Source organism: Microtetraspora malaysiensis, assembly GCF_001528665.1.
In the GTDB taxonomy this organism is placed as follows: domain Bacteria; phylum Actinomycetota; class Actinomycetes; order Streptosporangiales; family Streptosporangiaceae; genus Microtetraspora_A; species Microtetraspora_A malaysiensis.
The window spans coordinates 129,605-143,884 of the sequence record NZ_BBYJ01000019.1; the positions used below are offsets into that span (position 1 = coordinate 129,605).

General features: G+C 70.0%; 13 protein-coding genes. 9 read left to right on the plus strand and 4 right to left on the minus strand.

The genetic code is table 11. From position 1 onward, the window contains the following. Positions 1 to 97: 97 nt before the first annotated feature. Genes AWQ71_RS25210 through AWQ71_RS25225 form a run of 4 tightly spaced genes read left to right on the plus strand, consistent with a single transcriptional unit; the run spans position 98 to position 4,427 of the window. Positions 98 to 1,096: a carbohydrate ABC transporter permease gene (locus AWQ71_RS25210; RefSeq protein ID WP_084259265.1), complete on the plus strand. Its 999-nt coding sequence runs from the start codon at positions 98 to 100 to the stop codon at positions 1,094 to 1,096. 60 nt (positions 1,097 to 1,156) lie between these two features. Further along, positions 1,157 to 1,978: a carbohydrate ABC transporter permease gene (locus AWQ71_RS25215; RefSeq protein WP_084259266.1), complete on the plus strand. Its 822-nt coding sequence runs from the start codon at positions 1,157 to 1,159 to the stop codon at positions 1,976 to 1,978. Beyond that, positions 1,975 to 3,435 carry a GH1 family beta-glucosidase gene (locus tag AWQ71_RS25220; protein ID WP_084259267.1) on the plus strand — a complete coding sequence of 487 codons (1,461 nt, stop codon included), beginning with the start codon at positions 1,975 to 1,977 and terminating at the stop codon, positions 3,433 to 3,435. The genes AWQ71_RS25215 and AWQ71_RS25220 overlap by 4 nt, the downstream gene beginning before the upstream one ends. Then, on the plus strand, positions 3,432 to 4,427 hold the full coding sequence (locus AWQ71_RS25225; protein ID WP_067137372.1) for a LacI family DNA-binding transcriptional regulator: 996 nt from the start codon (positions 3,432 to 3,434) through the stop codon (positions 4,425 to 4,427). Before AWQ71_RS25220 ends, AWQ71_RS25225 begins: the two co-directional genes overlap by 4 nt. Before the next feature lie 151 nt (positions 4,428 to 4,578). Here the strand turns inward: AWQ71_RS25225 and AWQ71_RS25230 are convergent, their stop codons facing one another. Beyond that, positions 4,579 to 5,349 (minus strand): trypsin-like peptidase domain-containing protein, encoded by a 771-nt coding sequence (locus AWQ71_RS25230; protein ID WP_084259268.1) that lies wholly within the window; start codon positions 5,347 to 5,349, stop codon positions 4,579 to 4,581. An 81-nt stretch (positions 5,350 to 5,430) separates the two neighbouring features. Beyond that, positions 5,431 to 5,658, minus strand: coding sequence for a hypothetical protein (locus AWQ71_RS25235; protein ID WP_067137376.1), 228 nt, complete (start codon positions 5,656 to 5,658; stop codon positions 5,431 to 5,433). A gap of 476 nt (positions 5,659 to 6,134) precedes the next feature. Here AWQ71_RS25235 and AWQ71_RS25240 point away from each other — a divergent pair, with 476 nt between their 5' ends. Further along, the gene (locus AWQ71_RS25240; protein ID WP_067137378.1) at positions 6,135 to 6,668 is read left to right on the plus strand and encodes a hypothetical protein; all 534 of its coding nucleotides are present in this window, start codon (positions 6,135 to 6,137) and stop codon (positions 6,666 to 6,668) included. A gap of 121 nt (positions 6,669 to 6,789) precedes the next feature. Beyond that, positions 6,790 to 8,679 carry a S9 family peptidase gene (locus tag AWQ71_RS25245; RefSeq protein WP_067137379.1) on the plus strand — a complete coding sequence of 630 codons (1,890 nt, stop codon included), beginning with the start codon at positions 6,790 to 6,792 and terminating at the stop codon, positions 8,677 to 8,679. A 270-nt stretch (positions 8,680 to 8,949) separates the two neighbouring features. Here the strand turns inward: AWQ71_RS25245 and AWQ71_RS41915 are convergent, their stop codons facing one another. Continuing rightward, the gene (locus AWQ71_RS41915; RefSeq protein WP_218001958.1) at positions 8,950 to 9,171 is read right to left on the minus strand and encodes a hypothetical protein; all 222 of its coding nucleotides are present in this window, start codon (positions 9,169 to 9,171) and stop codon (positions 8,950 to 8,952) included. 1,129 nt (positions 9,172 to 10,300) lie between these two features. On the opposite strand from AWQ71_RS41915, the gene AWQ71_RS25255 reads away from it, so the two are divergent. Next, the gene (locus tag AWQ71_RS25255) at positions 10,301 to 11,389 is read left to right on the plus strand and encodes a serine hydrolase domain-containing protein (protein WP_067137383.1); all 1,089 of its coding nucleotides are present in this window, start codon (positions 10,301 to 10,303) and stop codon (positions 11,387 to 11,389) included. Between the two features lie 311 nt (positions 11,390 to 11,700). On the opposite strand, the gene AWQ71_RS25260 is transcribed toward AWQ71_RS25255, so the two are convergent. Further along, on the minus strand, positions 11,701 to 12,615 hold the full coding sequence (locus AWQ71_RS25260) for an EamA family transporter (protein ID WP_067137385.1): 915 nt from the start codon (positions 12,613 to 12,615) through the stop codon (positions 11,701 to 11,703). Between the two features lie 52 nt (positions 12,616 to 12,667). Between AWQ71_RS25260 and AWQ71_RS25265 the strand changes: the two genes are divergently transcribed. Both AWQ71_RS25265 and AWQ71_RS25270 read left to right on the plus strand, forming a co-directional pair. After that, on the plus strand, positions 12,668 to 13,180 hold the full coding sequence (locus AWQ71_RS25265) for a MarR family winged helix-turn-helix transcriptional regulator (RefSeq protein WP_067137468.1): 513 nt from the start codon (positions 12,668 to 12,670) through the stop codon (positions 13,178 to 13,180). A 126-nt stretch (positions 13,181 to 13,306) separates the two neighbouring features. Further along, positions 13,307 to 14,275 (plus strand): DUF6183 family protein, encoded by a 969-nt coding sequence (locus AWQ71_RS25270; RefSeq protein WP_067137386.1) that lies wholly within the window; start codon positions 13,307 to 13,309, stop codon positions 14,273 to 14,275. The last annotated feature ends 5 nt before the right edge of the window (positions 14,276 to 14,280 follow it).

Sequence of the window (14,280 nt, forward strand, 5' to 3'; positions counted from 1 at the left end):
CGGCGATCCCCTGGGTGATCCCTGGGGCCCACCGTCCCGGAACGACCGGAATCCGGGCGCCCGAACACTCGTAACACTCGGAACGAAAGGATTCCCGATGCCTGTCGTCCGTCGGGCGCCGGCCGCCGAGAGCCCGCCGCACCCGCCGCCGGGCGAGAGCCGTACGCGGGCGGCGACCTCGCCGTGGCGCCACCGGCTGGACCGGCTGGTCTCCCCCTACGCCTACATCGCGCCCTTCTTCCTGCTCTTCGCCGCCTTCGGCGTCTTCCCACTGATCTACACGGCGTGGGTCTCGCTGCACGACTGGAACCTGCTGAGCAGCGCGAACCCGTTCATCGGCCTGGACAACTACCGGGAGCTGTTCTCCGACGGCTACTTCTGGAACGCGGCGTTCAACACGCTGTCGATCGGGGTCCTGTCCGCGGCTCCCCAGTTGGCGCTCGCGCTGGTGCTCGCCCACCTGCTGAACCGGCCGCTCAGGGCGCAGACGTTGTTCCGCATCACCCTGCTGCTGCCGAACGTCACCAGCGTCGTCGCCGTCGTGGTGATCTTCAGCCAGCTCTTCGGTCGCGACTTCGGCCTGGTCAACGCGCTGCTGGACCTCGTCGGGATCGACCGCGTGTACTGGCAGGCGAACGTGGCGAGCTCACACGTCGCCATCGCCACCATGATCATGTGGCGGTGGACGGGGTACAACGCGCTCATCTATCTGGCCGCGATGCAGGCCGTACCCCGGGAGATCTACGAGGCCGCGACCATCGACGGGGCCTCGGCGGCCCGGCAGCTCTGGGGCATCACGATCCCGATGATCCGCCCGACGATCATCTTCACGGTCATCGTCACCACGATCGGCTCGATGCAGATCATCGCCGAACCGCTGCTGTTCGGCGCCCAGGTGAGCAACGGCGCGGCGACCACGGGCGGCACCGACCGCCAGTTCCAGACGCTCGCGCTCTACCTGTACGAGAAGGGCTTCCGGAGCTTCGAGTTCGGCTACGCCTCGGCCGCCGCGTGGGTGATGTTCCTGCTCGTGGTACTCGTCGTCGGATTCAACTACCTGGTGGTCCGCAGGATGCGCGGAGGTCTCGATGTGTGACGGAAGTCGTCCGGCATGCGAGGAAAGCCGCCTGACGCGCGCGGGAACCGGGGTGCGCGGATGAGAGCCCTGCGCAAGCACCCGCTCACCTATCTCACGCTGGTGGCGGTGGCGTTCTTCTCCGCCTTCCCCGTCTACTGGAGCGTGATCGTCGCCTCGCACGACAACGCGGCGATGGCCGAGATGCCGCCGCCACTGCTGCCCGGCGGCAACTTCCTCGCCAACGTGTCGCGGGTCTTCGACACCACGCCGTTCGCGCTGGCACTGGTCAACTCGTTCGTGGTGGCCGGCACGATCACCGTCTCGGTGACGTTCTTCTCCACGCTGGCCGGTTTCGCGTTCGCGAAGCTGCGCTTCCGGGGACGGAACGCGCTGCTGCTGCTCACCGTGGTGACCATGATGGTCCCGACCCAGCTCGGCATCATCCCGCTCTACATGCTGATGATCAAGCTGGAGTGGACGGGGAAGCTGTACGCCGTGATCGTGCCCGCGCTGGTCAACGCGTTCGGCGTGTTCTTCATGACGCAGTACCTCAGCCGCGCGCTTCCCACCGAGCTGCTCGAGGCCGGGCGCATCGACGGCTGCGGCACCTGGCGGCTGTTCCGGCACATCGTCGTCCCGGCGGCGCGGCCCGCCGCCGCGGTGCTCGGGATGCTGACCTTCATGACGGCCTGGAACGACTACTTCTGGCCGCTGGTCGTCCTCACCCCGGACGACCCGACGGTGCAGGTCGCGCTGTCCCAGCTCGCCAGCGGGTACGTCCGCGACTTCACACTCGGGCTGACCGGGACGGCGGTGGCGACGCTGCCGCTCGTGCTCATCTTCGTCCTTCTCGGCAAGCAGATCATCGGAGGAATCATGCAGGGAGCGGTCAAAGGATGAGCGCCACGACCACCGCGCACCCCGGGGAACCTCCTGTGACGGCGGCGTCCGCCAGGACCACGCGCGGCGAGACGGACGAAGGCCGCGGCGGGCGGCTGGAGTTCCCCGACGGCTTCGTCTGGGGGGCCGCGACCGCGGCGTACCAGATCGAGGGCGCCGCCGCCGAGGACGGCAGAGGGCGCTCCATCTGGGACAGCTTCTCCCGCGTGCCGGGCAAGGTCGCCGACGGTCACACCGGGGACGTCGCCTGCGACCACTACCATCGCTACGCCGAGGACGTCCGGCTCATGGCCGGGCTCGGCCTGGCGGCCTACCGTTTCTCCGTCGCCTGGCCGCGGGTGCGTCCCACCGGATCCGGCCCGGTCAACCCGCGCGGGCTCGACTTCTACGACCGGCTCGTGGACGACCTCCTGGCGCACGGCATCGCGCCCTACCCGACGCTCTACCACTGGGACCTGCCGCAGGCGCTGGAGGACTCCGGCGGCTGGACCTCCAGGGACGTCGCGTACCGATTCGCCGACTACGCGACGGCCGTACACGACCGGCTCGGCGACCGGATCCGGACCTGGACGACCCTGAACGAGCCGTGGGTCGCGGCCTTCCTCGGCTACGGCTCCGGCGTGCACGCGCCGGGACGGCAGAGCCCGGCCGCCGCCTTCCGCGCCGCGCACCACCTGCTGCTCGGGCACGGGCTGGCCGCCTCCGCGCTGCGTACGGCCGGCGCCGCCGAGATCGCGCTCACCCTCAACCTGGCCCCCGTGATCGGGCCGGGCGACGCCGCGCCCGTCATCGCCACGGTGGACGGGCTGCTCAACCGGCAGTTCCTCGACCCCGCGCTGCGCGGGAGCTACCCGGCGGACGTGCTGGAGATCGCCGCCCGGCACGGCGGCCTCGACCACATCCGGGACGGCGATCTGGAGATCATCCGGCAGCCTCTGGAACTGCTCGGGATCAACTACTACAACCCGTCCTTCGTCTCCTCCGCCCCCGGCGAGCCCGCCAACCCGGCGTTCCCCGGCACCGAGGGCGTCCGGTTCGACCCGCCGGCCGGGCCGACGACGGCGATGGACTGGCCCATCGATCCGGCCGGACTGGAGTCGCTCCTGCTCAGGCTGTCCCGCGACTATCCCGAGGTTGGCCTGCTGGTCACCGAGAACGGCGCCGCCTTCGACGACGTCGTCCGGGACGGACAGGTATCCGACCCGGAGCGGGTCGGATACCTCGACGCGCACCTGCGCGCCGCGCACGCGGCGATATCGGCCGGTGCGGATCTGCGCGGTTATCTCGTATGGTCGCTGCTGGACAACTTCGAATGGGCGTATGGATACCACAAGAGGTTCGGGATCGTGTACGTCGACTTCGCGACCCAGCGGCGCATTCCCAAGGAGAGCGCGTTGTGGTACCGCGAGGTCATCGGCCGCAACGGCCTCTCCTACGGCTCTCAGGGGGACAGATGAAACGACCCACGCTGGAGGCGGTCGCCGCGCGGGCGGGGGTGTCGCGCGCGACCGTCTCCCGGGTCGTCAACGGACAGGCGACGGTGACGCCGCAGATCAGAGAGGCCGTGCTGCGCGCGGTCGACGAGCTGGGATACGTGCCCAACTCGGCCGCCCGCAGCCTGGTCACCCAGCGGACCGACTCGATCGCCCTGGTCGTCTCCGAGCCGCCGACCAGGGTGTTCTCGGAGGACCCGATGTTCTCCACGGTCATCAGATCCGCCAGCCTGGAGCTCGAGGCCGCCGACCGGCAGGTGGTGCTGATGCTGGCGGGCTCGCCCAAGAGCCACGCGCGGATCGAGCGCTACATCGCCGGCGGCCACGTGGACGGCGTCATGCTCATCTCCATGCACGGCGCCGACCCGCTGCCCGCCGCGATCTCCCGCATGTCCGTGCCGATCGTCTCGTACGGCAGGCCCGCCGTGCCCGTGCCCCTGCCGTACGTGGACAACGACAACGTGGGCGGCGCCGAGAAGGCCGTACGGCACCTGCTGGACAAGGGACGGCGCCGCATCGCGACGATCGCCGGGCCGCAGGACATGATCGGCGGCCAGGACCGGCTGACCGGCTACCGCAACATGCTGCGGGAGTCCGACCGCCGCTCCATCGTGGCCGTCGGCGACTTCACCCGCGAGTCCGGCGCGGTGGCCATGCGCCAGCTCCTCCACGACGATCCGGATCTCGACGCCGTCTTCGTGGCCAACGACCTGATGGCCGTCGGCGCGCTGCAGTCGCTCCGGCAGGCGGGCCGGCGGGTTCCCGACGACGTGGCCGTGGTCGGCTTCGACGACATCGAAGCGGCGAAGTTCACCGAGCCCCCGCTGACCACGATCAGGCACCCGTTCACCGAGCAGGCGGCGGCGATGGTGAAGCTCCTGCTCGGCCTCTTCGAGGGCGGCCCGGCCGACCCGGTGATCCTCCCCACCGAACTGGTCGTCCGCGAGTCGGCCTAGAGCCGGGGCTCGGCATGCGCCGGCCGTCGACCTGCCCACGGGGGGCGGGAGCGATCGCCCGCTGATCATGCCTCAGGGCAGGAGCGGGGGGTCATCGGAGTCGGAGCGGCGGGCGCATGGTCAGGCCGCTCGGGATGCGGGGAGGCGATGGTCAGGCGCACCCTTCGGTGGAGACCGGGGCGGTCGCGCGCCTTCCCGCCTTCGCGGCCGTCGAAAGCTGCCGGGCCGTGAGCGCGTACCCCTTGTCCTCCAGATCCGTATCCACGGCGAAGACCATGCCGAGAACCCGTTCGTCGCGGGAGACGAGGGGAGCCCCCGACATGCCCCGCCGCACCCGTGGCCCCCGAAAGGAGTAGCTGTCGAACCCGACAAGCTGATCGTCGTAGATCCCGCGAGACGTGGCGGGCACTCGATCACCCAGGATGGCGGGCTGGACCGACGGGGTCGTTCCGCCTTCCTCATACCCGATCACCATCGCCGACGCCTCCCGCTTCACCTGCAGAGGAAGGGAGGGCGAAGGGAGACCCTCGACCGACAGCACGGCTATGTCCACCAGCGGATCGAAGACCACCACCTCGGCGTCGAAGCCCCGCCCGTCGGCCAGCGAAACCTTCAGGTTCCGATCCGCTCCGGCCACCGTGTGGGCGGTGAGCATCACCCGCTCCCGCGCGTAGACGAATCCGGTTCCCTCGACATCCCGATCACACGCATGCGCGGTTCCGGTGACGCGCACGATGCTGCGGACGGCCTCTCCGGTGTACGGGCTGACGCTCCCCCCGGAAGGTGCGGAGCTCTCTCCGGGAGCCGCGGCGCTCTTCTGGGAAGCGGGCGGCTGCCGGGGCGCGGCGCATCCCGTGGCGATGGCGGCGCTCATGACGGCGAGCAGTCCAGCAACGAGCGTTCGCGTCGGCACGGGGGGCATGAAGATCAGAATAAGGGCTTGCCGGCCACCAGAACTGATCTCAGCGGCGGCGCCACCGGCCGCTCCGGAGCCGGGCCGGCTCTACGCCGCGTACGTCCCGCCCGCCGGCCAGCTCTCCCGTTCCCGGCGCAACCGCAGGATCTTCGTGACCACCGCCGCGTACGTGCGGTCCACCGTCCCGTCCGCCGGAGTGCCCTCCAGCGTGGATTTCTCGATCACCAGCAGGCGGTCCATCTCCGGATGTCCGAAGCGATACTCCACCTGTGTGTCGGTCTCCCGGGTTTTCCGGAAGTCGACCAGAAGTGCCATCGTCGTTGTGCCGTCCCCACTTGATGCCGAGGTCCTCGCCGGTCCGTCCCGGCACGGTAGTCCGTCTCCGGGTGCTGGCGCATGTAGTTGGACTCGGTCGGCTCGTGACGCTGGTCGGCCGTGCCGAGCAGCACCAGGTCCTTCGGCGGGGAACCACTCGTACGCCCCGTACGCCCGGTCCGCCCAGTCGAAGGCCAGCACCTCGTGCGGGCGGATCGCCGCGCCGGTCGACGCCTCGGGAGCCGAGCATGCGCCCCGGCGGCGACGCCGGCGAACTACTCCGCAGGGACGACATGGAACCCCCAATTCTCAGCCGGCCCGGCCGCCCCGGCGAATCCCTGCCGCCGCCCGCCACCCGTGGCCGCTCCGACCGTCAGGCCCCGAACGCGACCAGAAGTGCCCCCTGCGCCGACTGGATCGGCGCCGACGACGCGCGGGCCTCGGCCTGCTAGCGTGCGGATCGAGGAGGTCGTCCGGTGAAGATTGGGAACAGCCCGAACTACTACGTCCGTGTTCGCGCACGCGGCTGGGACGAGGAGCCCGAGCAGGCCGAGCTGTACGAGGGCATGTACACCTTCGACCTCAACGAGGTCGTCCAGGTGTCGTTCGTCCCCGCCGTTACCACTCCCCGGCCCTGGTCGGTGAACCATCTGCCGGGCGACATCTCCGAATTCACCTCGGTGGAGCAGGCACGTGTCTTCGATTTGCTCATCTCGCAATACTCGGTCACTCCGGACGAAGCGCGCGCCGGGACGGAGGAACAGTTCGACTGGCCGTTCGACTGGGACGACCCAGCCACCCGGCCGTGCCCGACGGTCTTCTACGTCACGCCCAAAGAGTTCGCCCGCCTCAGCGCCGACCTCGAAGACCTGTCGGACACCGCCGGCCGTCTGCACTCCGTCGTCCGACGGTCGGACGTCACGGAGCACGAGGTCGTCCGCTTCATCGAGCGTCGCATCCTCGACTCCCCACTGCTGACCCCGGACAGCGCCCGCTCCATCGGTCGCTGAGGCCTCCCCCGGGCACGGCCTCACCGTGGTCCTGCGCCGTCCGCCCCGTCCGCAGGCGCACAGGAATCCGTGATCTCCGCGCTGCTGTGGCCGCTGAAGCACTACGGCTAGGGTCTCAAGCATGAAACCTGCGGATATCTCCCTTTTGCATGCTCTCGGCGCGCCGACGATCTCGCCCGACGGGAAGCATGCGATCGTCGCCGTGACCCGGCCCGACCTCGAGGCCGACGAGTACCGCGGCGGCCTCTGGCTGGTCCCGACGGACGGCTTCACCGAGCCGCGCCGGCTGACGAGAGGTCCGCGCGACGGAGAGCCCGCGTACTCCCCCGACGGCGCCTGGCTGGCCTTCGTCCGCGGCGGCGACGGCGCCAAGCCGCAGCTTTACGTTATGCCCACCGGCGGCGGCGAGCCGCGGAAGGTGACCGACGAGCCGCTCGGCGTCAGCGAGCCGGTGTGGAGCCCCGACTCGCGGCGGCTGGCCTTCGTCGCGCGTGTGCCCGAGGAGGGCCGGTACGGCGAGAACAAGCCGGAGAAGGAACGGCCGCGCCGCATCACCGGCTTCAAGTACCGGCGGGACAACCTGGGCTTCTTCCTTGACCGGCGCTCTCACGTCTTCGTCGTCGACCCCTTCGCCGAGGAGCCCTCGGCCACGCAGATCACCGAGGGCGACTTCGACCACGACGGGGTCACCTGGAGCCCGGACGGCGCGCTGCTGGCGTTCGTGGCCGCACGCCATGACGAGCGCGGCAGCACGCTCACCAACGACGTGTGGGTGAGCGCCCCCGACGGTTCGGACCTGCGCCGCGTGACCGCCACCGACCTGGCAGTGGCCGCACCGCGCTTCACCCCGGACGGCGACGCCCTGTGCTTCCTCGGCGCCGGCGCCGGCCCCGAAGGCCGCCACCTGGTCGCCAAGAACTTCGGGCTCTGGCTGATGCCGCTCGCCGGCGGCGCGGCCCGCCGCCTCACCGACGAGGAACGCTTCCACCTCCCCGTCACCCCGTACGTCCCCACCACCGACGGCGTGCTCGTCACCGTGGAGAACCGGGGCGCCAAGGACCTGCTGCACGTGCCGTACACGGGCGCGGAACCCACCGTCCTGATCAACGGCCCCCGCGAGGTCGACGCCGTCGCCCACGCCGCCGACGTCACCGTCGTGGCCGTCGCCGACGCCCGTACCCCCGGCGAGCTGGTTGCCCTCCACCGGGACAAGGAGATCACCCTCACCTCCTTCGGCCCCGGCCTCGACGTACTCCCCGTCGAGGAGGTCACCGGCACGGCCCCGGACGGCTACCCCGTGCACGGCTGGATCGTCCGCCCTGCCGGCGAGGGGCCGCACCCCGTGCTCCTCATGATCCACGGTGGCCCCTTCGCGCAGTACGGCTGGCACGTCTTCGACGAGGCCCAGATCTACGCCTCGGCCGGTTACGCCGTCGTCATGGGCAACCCTCGCGGCTCCTCCGGCTACGGCCAGGCGCACGGCCGGCACGTCTTCGGCGACGTCGGCCGCCTGACGGCTCTCGACCTGCTGGCGCTGTTCGACGCCGCCCTGGCCACCGGCGGCCTGGACGCCTCCCGCGCCGGAGTGCTCGGCGGCTCGCACGGCGGCTTCATGACCACGTGGATGGCTGCTCACCACGGCGACCGGTTCAAGGCGGCGATCAGCGAGCGCGCGGTCAACGCGATCGACAGTTTCCACGGGAGTAGTGACATCGGGTGGTCGTTCGCGCGCGACCTGTACGGCGAGGACCCGGCGCGCTGGGTGGAGCAGAGCCCTCTCACACACGCCGACAAGATCGACAAGCCGTTTATGATCATCCACTCGGAGCATGACTGGCGGTGCCCGGTCGAGCAGGCGCAGCGGTTGTTCGTCAAGCTTCAGTTGCGGGGGGTGGAGACGGAGCTGCTGCTGTTCCCGGGGGAGGGACATGAGTTGTCCCGCTCAGGGCTTCCCAGCCATCGGGTGGCCCGCTTCGACGCCATCCTCGACTGGTGGGGGCGGCACCTGTAGGGGGTTACCGCGCCGGACGGCCTGACTCCGCGGCTTGATCATGTACGAGAGACGTACAGGCACCGGCACGTACCTCACGTTTCCGCAGGTCGGAAGCGTGAATCCGTCCGGTCTCCGGACCCGGGCCTGGGCGCTGTCGGCGGTGGCCGTGGCGCCCAGGCTGCTCATTGCCCAAGAGGCGAGCAGCAGGATCGCGGCCACGACCCCTCTCGCGAGGCCGTGCCCGCTGCGGCCTCGCCGGCGCCGCGGCCGCTGGGCCACCGGCCGGCTTCATCCGTCGTCATGCTCACCGAACAGGGTGTCCCACTCCCAGGTCCCCAGTAGCGGGCGCGCGCAGTACCACACCATGAAGACGACGACCGCGGAAGACACGACCCCACCGAGGACATCGCCCTTGACGAACAGGGCGACCGCCATCACGACCATCAGCAAGATGAGCGGTATCAGGACGACGAGGCTGAGCACGATCACAACGCGGCGTATGCCGCCCACGATCCCTTTCGCGGAATCCAATACTGTTTCCCGGAGAGCGTCCTGCTCCGACCGAGATAGCGGCGCGCGCCCTTCGAATCCGTACGGTATGCCGCCGGCGGCAGGAGGAGGAGGAGGCGGCGGCGGGTCCGCGGCCGTCCCATGGGGCCACGGTTGTCCCGGGCGCCTTGGACCCACCGGCGGCGAGGTTCCGGCTGGACCCGACGGCGGGGGGACCTGTCCCTGTGTGGGCCTGACCTTGCCCAACGCGGTCCGCAATCCCAGCCAAATGAAGGCTGCCGCGCCGTACCACAGCGCGACCGACATTATCCACTGAGGCGACCAATACAGCGCGCCCAGCACGCACGCCCCCGCGGCACCGGACGACAAGAGCCCCAGGCCCAATCGGTATTTCAGCACTCGTACCTCCAACGGATGCGGGAACAGTAGTTAGGACCCGCGGGCAGCCCCTGCGGTTCGGCCTAATCCGACCCGAAGTTCTGACAGGGTTCCCGTGTTCACGGTGATTGGCCAGGGCGGTGACCTGCGTGCCCTGCCCCGACTACCGATGGAGCCGCAGACGCCAACGGTTGAAACGACCAGATGGCGCCCCACGTCATCGCGAGACCAGCGGCAGGAAGACTCAGCGCAGACCCATCTGCGCTCGGATCATTCGGTCGAGGACCCGGTCGGGGAGGATCCTGACGAGCCAGGCCATGTCGGTCGCGTCGCCGGCCGGCGGTTTAGCGAGTACGCGGCCGCGGCGCACTGATGGCACGGGAGATGACGGCGCACGACCCCTTGACCCCCAGGACGTGGGGGTAGGCGTTTTCGCACCTCAACGGCTTTAAGGCAGCCATGCACGACGGCGGGCGGCGGCCTCTGGGACACCCTGGCGTGCCCCGATCTCACCAAGGCTGAGTTCCGTGAGCGCCCCCTGGACAGAACGAGGCCCAGGTCGCGGCCGTACAGATCGACGGCCGACTCTTGCGCGAGCTGGGCGAGACCCTGATCACGGCCGTCTGCGGGCTCGGCTCCGCCCTGCTGGACACATAGGGGGCCTCCGCCACCTCGATGGTAGGGAATACCCCACTTCGAGAGACATGCACGCGTGACTGATCGTGAGCGATCTTCCTGCCACATTAGCGGCATGACGAAATTACTCGCCGCTGCGGTCGCCGGGGCCCTGATCGTTGCTCCTGTCGCCCCCGCCTTGGCCGCCGCCGGAACGCCCTCGCCGCAGTCGCGCCTTGACCTCCTCACCACCGAGGACGGCATGGCGGGCGCGTTGAGTCAGGCGCGAAGTCCGGGCGGCGCGACCGTGACCCGGCGTTCCGGCACCGCGGAGCGGGACACCGAGCAGCCGATGATCGGTCCCAAGGGCCGGTTCCGGATCGCCAGCATGAGCAAGCCGATCATGGCCGCCACCGTGCTGCGGCTGGTCGACCAGAAGAAGATCGACCTTGACGCAACGGTGGAGCGTTACCTGCCCGGGGTCCTGCGCGGCACCGGCGACGGCGCCGCGATCGACGGGCGGAAGATCACCGTCCGGATGCTGCTCCAGCAGACCAGCGGCCTGCCCGAGTACGTCAACGCGATCCCATGGAAGGAGCCGTTTCCGGACTACCTGCAGGTAGCGCTGACGCTCAAGCCCACGCCCCGTGGATCGTTCGCCTACGCCAACACCAACTACCTGGTCGCCGGAATGATCACGACCGCGGTGACCGACAAGGACTTCCGCGAGGCGAGCCGGGACCTGATCCTCAAGCCGTACGGGATGCGGGACACGTACTGGCCGGCCAAGGGCGACTACGGCATCCGCGGCCCGCACGCCCACACCTACGGGGTACACCCGGGCCATCCACAGGATGGCGAGGTGGATCTGACCGACCAGCTGCCCACGTATGAGTTCGGGCCCAGCGGCGGCCTCATCTCCACCCCCGAAGACCTCAACCGGTTCTGGAGCAAGGCCCCGCTGGGCACGATGATGGCCAGGACGGTGCCGGTCGAGCAGGCGGGCTGGCCCGCAGGCGCCCGCTACGGCTACGGCGTGACCCAGATGATGTCGAGCTGTGGCTACGCCTATTTTCACGGCGGCGACATGCCGGGAGCCTCGGTGCTCAGCGGGCGGGATCGGGCCGGGCATGCGGGCACCGTCTACGTCACCGGCGTCGCCGACACCCCTGGGAAGCGGCAGCACCTGATCGACGCCTTCATCGCCGCGATGTGCGACCGCTGAGCCCGGATGCCGAGGCGGGCCGCTTCAGCTCAGCCCCGAGACATCCAGACAGCGACCCGCCCAGCCGGCTGGTCGATGACCTGCGCAACGACGTGCAGGGCGAGGTGTTCCGCGCATCTACCTCCGGCTCGGCGGGTTCACCAGGTCGGCCCCGCACGGGCGGGGTGTGTCGACGGCACATGAAGACTGGATCTGGCACAAGTTCCATGAGGTGATCACTGTCCGTGATCTCAGCGGCGTGTGGCGAGATGGCGGGACTCCGCTCCTCTCTCACACGGATCCGCGCCGGAGCCCTGCCCCCTCCCTGATCCTCACGGGTGATTACGCCGCGCTCGCGCGGGACGCTCGTCGGATACCGGATGGGGAGGTGCCTGGCCGCTGTCGCGTCGGCCCGCACGCTTGAGTTGGCCCAGAACGACTCCGGCCAGGACCAGGACCAGTCCGCACAGTTGCTGGACCGTCAGCACCTCTCCGGCGACCGCCGTGCCGAGCAGCACGCCTGTGACAGGGTTGAGCAGCCCGATCAGTCCGACTGTCCCCGCGGGCAGGTGCCGCAGCCCCGTGAACCAGGCGGTGAAGGCCAGCGCGGTGGCGACCAGGGCGACGTAGCCGAACGCGAAAAGCGTCGGCATGGAGAGCGCGGGCGGAGGGCCTTCCAGGGCTGCGGCGACCGGGAGCAGGAACAGACCTCCGGCGGTGAGTTGCCAGGCGGTCGAGGCGAGCACGTCGGCACCGGCGCTCCACCGTTTGGCCAGGATGTAGCCGAAGGACGACACCAGCATGGCGACGGCCGAGGCGAGGACTCCCGGCACGCTGACCCCTTCCACTCCCGTGAGCAACATGAGACAGACCCCGCCGAGCCCGACCGCGGCGCCAGCCAGGTGGGCGGTCCGGGGCCGCTCGGACACCAAGGGCCAGGCGATGAGCATCATCGTCAACGGGGACACCGCCATGACAGTCGAGGCGACGCTCGTCGGAAGCAGTTGAGAGGCGGCATAGACGAGGACGAAGAACGCGCTCATGTTGAGCAGCCCGAGCACCGCGGACCGCCACCACCACGCGCCGTGCGGCCGCTGCCTGCGCAAGGCCAGAAGGACCATGCCGGCGGGCAGCGCTCGCAGGGCAGCCCCGTAGAGCGGGCGGTCAGCCGGCAGGAACTCGTGCGTGACGAAGTAGTTGGTTCCCCAGGCCACCGGCGCGACTGCGGTCAGTGCCACCCAACGCATATTGGCTTCCATGGAAGGCAATATAACTTCCCCGGAAGCTATCATGGGGTCCATGGAACACCGGCAACAGCTGGACCGCGTGGCCCACATCCAGGCCGACTGGCGTCGCGAACGGCCCGACGTCGACGTCAGCCCGCAAGGAGTGATCGGCCGACTGCACCGCCTGGCCGACCGGCTCACCGAGGAACTCTGCCTCGTGTACGGCCGCTACGGTCTCGGCGAGGGAGAGTTCGACGTCCTGTGCGCACTGCGCCGCGCCGGTGAGCCCTACGAACGGGCACCCGGCGAGCTCGCCGCGCACACCATGGTCACCACCGGCGCGATGACGAAGAGAATCGACCGCCTGGAGCGAGCCGGACTCGTCACCCGCCGCCGTTCCGACGACGACCAGCGCGGCCGGATCGTCGCCCTCACCAGACCCGGGCGCGAACTGATCGACCGGGCGTTCACCGACCACATGCGCAACGAACGCCACCTGCTCGATCTACTGACCCCTGCCGAGGCCGAGTCGCTCGAAACGCTGCTCACCACCTGGCTCTCCCGCATGGAACATCCGCGCCCCTGATAGATCATCCCGCTGTGGCGCGGGGCGACCTTACCGATGATGAGTGCGTGGGCGTGCGGCGACGAACGCCGGGCCAGGGCCGGTACGAGAGGGCGACCATGTCAGCGAGATCACGTCAGGGACTTCATGACCGTGCATGAGAGAAGGGGCGGGCCGCACGAGCGGGCTCTGGCGCGTGTCCCGGGCGACGCCGCGTCGCTGGCCGAGCTGGTGCGCGACCAGTACGCCGACGAGCGGCAGGGGGGCCGGGTCCGCGACCTGGCCGCGCTGCTGGCGGAGCGGCGGCGGGTCCACCACCTGGTTCCGCTGCTGGAGCACCCGCCAGAGGAACCGGACGCGTGGGCCGAGCTGGTCGCCTGCCTCATCCAGGAGCTGGTGGCACGCCGCCTCACCTTGGTCAGGGTGCCGGCGGCGGCGCGATGCGCGGACGCCCTACGGGGACTCGGCCATCCCCTGGCCGGACTGCCCCTGAAGCGCACCCGGGGAGAGCGGCGGATGGACGCGGCCGTCCTCGGTCCCGGCTGGACGCCACGCGGCGAGCAGGCCCTCCCGGAGCCTCCGGAGCGGGACGCCTGGCTCGCGGGCCGGAGTTCTCCGGACCACGCGCCGAGGATCGTCAGCACGCGGGAGGACGAGCGGCGCATCGCCTCCGCGGTGGAGCACTGGAGCGCGCCGGAGGTGGCGGCCGTCATCGAGCTTCCCCGGCGGATCGATCCCCAGAAGCTGACGCCGCTGGAGGTGAACGCGTTCCTGCCGGGCGCGCTCAGTGCCCAGATCGCGCTGTACGGCGCGATGACGAGCCTGGACGCGGTGGTGAACGAGCTGTTCGCCGTGGCCTACTGCGACGCCAGCTACTCTCCTGGCCTCCGCGGCGGATACGGCAGGCTCGCGGCGTGGCAGTCGGTCGCCGGCCTCGTCCGCGCCCCGGCGGGCGCGTCCGTCCACCGGATCAACGAACTCGCCGCTCGATGGCGATGGACGATGTTCCGGATCATCCGGCGGCAGCCGCACTGGGTGTATCGGGAACTCGCGATCGGCGCGCTCAGCCCGCGCGGAACCGTCCTCAGTCTGCTCGTCACCCACGACACCGACTAGAGGCC

Bases quoted from the DNA above. Each gene is read 5' to 3' on its own strand.
- AWQ71_RS25225 (WP_067137372.1), top strand. From the start codon at position 3,432: ATGAAACGACCCACGCTGGAGGCGGTCGCCGCGCGGGCGGGGGTGTCG.
- AWQ71_RS25260 (WP_067137385.1), bottom strand. From the start codon at position 12,615: ATGCGTTGGGTGGCACTGACCGCAGTCGCGCCGGTGGCCTGGGGAACC.
- AWQ71_RS25220 (WP_084259267.1), top strand. From the start codon at position 1,975: ATGAGCGCCACGACCACCGCGCACCCCGGGGAACCTCCTGTGACGGCG.
- AWQ71_RS25235 (WP_067137376.1), bottom strand. From the start codon at position 5,658: ATGGCACTTCTGGTCGACTTCCGGAAAACCCGGGAGACCGACACACAG.
- AWQ71_RS25245 (WP_067137379.1), top strand. From the start codon at position 6,790: ATGAAACCTGCGGATATCTCCCTTTTGCATGCTCTCGGCGCGCCGACG.
- AWQ71_RS25265 (WP_067137468.1), top strand. From the start codon at position 12,668: ATGGAACACCGGCAACAGCTGGACCGCGTGGCCCACATCCAGGCCGAC.
- AWQ71_RS25230 (WP_084259268.1), bottom strand. From the start codon at position 5,349: ATGCCCCCCGTGCCGACGCGAACGCTCGTTGCTGGACTGCTCGCCGTC.
- AWQ71_RS25270 (WP_067137386.1), top strand. From the start codon at position 13,307: ATGACCGTGCATGAGAGAAGGGGCGGGCCGCACGAGCGGGCTCTGGCG.
- AWQ71_RS25255 (WP_067137383.1), top strand. From the start codon at position 10,301: ATGACGAAATTACTCGCCGCTGCGGTCGCCGGGGCCCTGATCGTTGCT.
- AWQ71_RS25215 (WP_084259266.1), top strand. From the start codon at position 1,157: ATGAGAGCCCTGCGCAAGCACCCGCTCACCTATCTCACGCTGGTGGCG.
- AWQ71_RS25210 (WP_084259265.1), top strand. From the start codon at position 98: ATGCCTGTCGTCCGTCGGGCGCCGGCCGCCGAGAGCCCGCCGCACCCG.